Here is a 3,385-nt window from a genome sequence, read left to right as displayed (position 1 = left end):
CAGAAACTTAATTGGAACACAATCGCGTCTGGCTAAGGCGTGAAAGTCTACTGAGGGATAACTGCTCCCATGCTCCCGTTGAAGTAGAAAGTAAAGTCTAGTTTTGTCTAGGTTTTATATAGCAGAAAAATAGTTATGGGGCTGGAGATGTGGGGAACAAACAGGGGAGCAGGGGGAAGTTATAGCTCACAAGGGTAGGTATTTTACATTGTCGTGAGGGCAAGACTTGGAGGACAAGGCAGACAAGGTGACAAGGGAGGAAATACGTAACAAGAATGTACACTTGGTAACAAAGATTGAGGCTAAACAGACCTTGTTTTGTATAAAATCTTCCTTGTCTACAATACCTCCTTGTCTTCGGTGGTCCTGCCTCAACAGATAATATTAAAAACCTACCCCTGTGAGGGAAGTTATAGGAGGCAGGATGTAGGAGGCAGAAGGCCGTTTTGGAAAAAATTTTGGCTTTCAAAGGCGTTAGCGTAGCGGGACGAAGTGCGGTTTTAGACCCGATTTTTTTGATAAAAATAAAGCTATAGCCGTAGTTGTAGACAGAGTAGTTAGGACATCAATTGACCATGAAAGTCTTACTAAAATAGGGTTTTACCCTTGACTCCTGACTCCTGCTATAAAACTGTGTTATTTACTACTTGGCTATTATATTTTTCCGTTTTGGCCGCTGGAGCATAGGAGCATAGATTTTACCTAAAGGTGAAAATAGAAGTAGAAGTTTGATATCATACTAGCTAATGACGGAAATTCTACATAATTTATTGTTTTCATCTATTTGTTTTTTGAGGTTTAAGTTCACAAGTTGGCTAAGGCGATCGCCTCCATTGTCTTTTTTGCTGTCAATCTTGGGCAAATGATTCTGTTTGGGTCTGCATCAGCGGCAAATTCATCAAAATTATAGATATGGATACATCAAAATACCTGATCATGCAGTATCTTGATTTCAGTGGCACAAAAAATCAACCACTAAAAACAATCCAGCAGATGAAAGTCCAGGAATTTGCCAAAAATACCCTGTGCTTTAGCTAGGTGATTGTAAAAACAAAATGCTAAAGTTAAAAATGATTGGTTTGAAACTTTTAGTAACTGGCTGTCAAAAGTCCCCATCCCGAAAACACCCAACGTAATTTTTTAGGTTAGGTGTCTGAAGATAGAACAGAGACAGTGTTTTTACTAATGATTCAACACTCTCAAGCAGAGTCACCAATTCAGTCATGTTACCCGAACCACGTTGGCATGGGTTTTTGGAAAACTTGGTTTAGTAGTTCTGAATCTGTAGCGACAAATAAAACGACCGCATTTGATGAGTATGGACGGGGAGATAAAGGTAACTCTAGCGCCGGAAGCGACAGTATCGTTTTTAGCACTGAACGCGATATCGACCTGTATGAACTAGAAGAACTCTGTGATGCGGTGGGTTGGTCGCGTCGTCCTCTGAGAAAAGTAAAAAAAGCCATTGAACATAGTTTTCTCGTCGCGTCTATGTGGCAAGTACGAGGAAATAAAAGGCGTTTAATTGGTTTTGCCCGTGCTACCTCAGATCATGCTTTTAATGCCACTATTTGGGATGTGGTAGTTCATCCAGACTTCCAAGGTCAAGGTCTGGGAAAGGCATTGATGAAATATGTCCTCAAAAAACTCAGAAGTGAAGAAATTAGCAATGTTACTCTCTTCGCTGACCCTCATGTTGTAGATTTTTACCGGACTATGGGTTTTATGCCTGACCCAGAGGGTATTAAAGGGATGTTTTGGTATCCTCAATGATCCTCAAGCAAACAAAACAGGTTGCCGCCATAAATTCGCTATCATACCTAAGATGTGCTATTATTGTTTGGTTGAGCAATGAGCTTTAATCTAGCAGGATCAACTTTTTCAGGCTTAGTCAACAGAAAAACTCTTATTAAGGAAGTGATTTGATTTTTTTCCCTGTAAGGGGTTGGCAATCTGTTTTTAGTATGATATAGTTAGAAAGATGCTTGAGCAAAACATAACTTTTGTTATGTGCAGCTAAACTATCAACAGTGAAAATTTTTCGGGATGTAGCGCAGCTTGGTAGCGCGCCTGCTTTGGGAGCAGGATGCCGCAGGTTCAAATCCTGTCATCCCGATTTTAGATAAATATTAAGATTATGGTAGAACTGTTAACTTGCTATAAATTCACTAATATTTAAGCTTCTCCGGTCTAAAGACGCGGAGATTTCTGAAGAGTCCATAAACGAACTTTCTTAGGCTGACTTAAACAGCCTCTACTGATTCCGCTAAGATCAATTCCTAGCATCACCGCTACTTTTCTCAAAATATTAGCAGCACCATTGCAGTCTGCATTAATTTTGAACCCATCAGAAGTTTTATATACTCCACGACTAACTCGTTTCCCGCTTGCTTCCCACCCTTCGGGTTTCGGTTGGTGAGCGAAGTCGAACCATTCACCGAATTTAGGCATATTGTCAGCATCAAGAAACGATGATTGAGAAGTATATGATTCTTCTGTTTCTATAAAATCTATTCCGTATTGTTTACATAATTGAGCAATACGGTCTTTTAATTTTGCTGTGGGAATTTGAACGAACTTCTGATTGTTTTTAGCTCCCAAATCAATACTATCTTTTTGTCCTTTATTCCATCCAAAAACAATAGTACCAATCTTGTTTTCAATGCAGTGGTTGATGACTATCTTTGTAGCTTTGTTAACTGCATCACGCATTTGTCGGTTTCTTTTTTCCGTGATAGCAGCTAATCTGTTAGACCAAAAACCCTGCGGTTTATCGCTTTTAAGTTTAGCTACTAATTTGTTGTACCACTGATTTAAACTTTTTAAATGAAGCCCATCAACAATAAATGATGTACCTAGATTAGACACACAAGTTAACCAGTTATTCAACCCGTGGTCAATCCCTAAAACGTTATTTTTATCAACATCAGATTTTACTTCATCCACCTGATAGACAAATTCTGCATAAAATTGTCTATTTCTAGGCAGAATGCGTACTTCTCTGATTGATTTAAAATCAAGGTTGGATGGCATTGATAGGCAAAAAGAATCTATCCCAAACCATGCCTTAACTTTCGTTCCTAAAGGAAACCTAATCATGCCATTAATCAATTTTAATGACCTACCTGTAAAAGTAGCTACAGTCATAACACTTTTACAGTAATTGGGTAATTTTGGTTTCTGGGAAACCTCACCTTTTTTTGCAGCTTTTAGTAGCCCAATGTACGATTTAAAAGATTCAGCTACACTGGTCAGTATTTGCTGGGAAGTATCAGAATACAATGCCTGATAATGAATGCTTTTCTGATAAGTTCCTAGTTGTTTATGCAAATCCACTCTACTGGGAATACAACCAGTTTTAAAGTACATCTGCCTAGAATAGTAA

The 3,385-nt window shown here is 38.7% G+C and carries 2 protein-coding genes and 1 tRNA gene; 2 read left to right on the top strand and 1 reads right to left on the bottom strand.

The window, feature by feature from the left end; translation table 11 throughout:
- Positions 1-1,245 precede the first annotated feature (1,245 nt).
- Together FFR48_RS26380 and FFR48_RS26375 are read left to right on the top strand one after the other, a co-directional pair.
- Positions 1,246-1,773 carry a GNAT family N-acetyltransferase gene (locus FFR48_RS26380; RefSeq protein WP_096565864.1) on the top strand — a complete coding sequence of 176 codons (528 nt, stop codon included), beginning with the start codon at positions 1,246-1,248 and terminating at the stop codon, positions 1,771-1,773.
- Positions 1,774-2,042: 269 nt separating this feature from the next.
- Positions 2,043-2,116 (top strand) — tRNA-Pro (locus FFR48_RS26375).
- A 74-nt stretch (positions 2,117-2,190) separates the two neighbouring features.
- Here FFR48_RS26375 and FFR48_RS26370 read toward each other — a convergent pair.
- A partial coding sequence (locus FFR48_RS26370) for an RNA-guided endonuclease InsQ/TnpB family protein (RefSeq protein WP_137669397.1) occupies positions 2,191-3,385 on the bottom strand: 1,195 nt, incomplete at its 5' end.

Origin of the sequence: Sphaerospermopsis reniformis, assembly GCF_005402885.1 — a bacterium.
Lineage (GTDB): Bacteria > Cyanobacteriota > Cyanobacteriia > Cyanobacteriales > Nostocaceae > Sphaerospermopsis > Sphaerospermopsis kisseleviana.
Note: the sequence above shows the minus strand (reverse complement) of the source record. Positions and strands in the feature narration are given on the sequence as shown.

Bases quoted from the DNA above. Each gene is read 5' to 3' on its own strand.
- FFR48_RS26380 (WP_096565864.1), top strand. From the start codon at position 1,246: ATGGGTTTTTGGAAAACTTGGTTTAGTAGTTCTGAATCTGTAGCGACA.